Annotated in this window: 1 protein-coding gene; it reads left to right on the top strand. The window is 69.8% G+C overall.

All coding sequences use genetic code 11. The annotated features are described in order from the left end of the window. On the top strand, positions 1–262 hold a 262-nt coding region (locus SB754_RS20990), incomplete at both ends, for an amidase family protein (RefSeq protein ID WP_410784282.1).

The raw sequence follows: 262 nt of genomic DNA, 5'->3' as shown, positions 1-262 counted from the left end.
CCTGCCCGAGTTCGGTTTCAACGCCACCACCGAATTCGTTGACCTGCCGCCCACCCGGAACCCCTGGCACACCGGGTACTCGTCGGGTGCATCGTCCGGCGGTTCGGCCGCGATGGTGGCCGCCGGAGTGGTTCCCATCGGGCACGCCAACGACGGAGGTGGCTCGATCCGGATCCCCGCCGCCGCGTGCGGCCTGGTGGGACTGAAGATGACCCGTGGCCGCGAGGTCCAGTCGATGCAGGGCAAGGCGATGCCGGTCGAC

Origin of the sequence: Leifsonia sp. SIMBA_070 (assembly GCF_046534635.1) — a bacterium.
Classification (GTDB): domain Bacteria; phylum Actinomycetota; class Actinomycetes; order Actinomycetales; family Microbacteriaceae; genus Leifsonia.
Note: the sequence above shows the minus strand (reverse complement) of the source record. Positions and strands in the feature narration are given on the sequence as shown.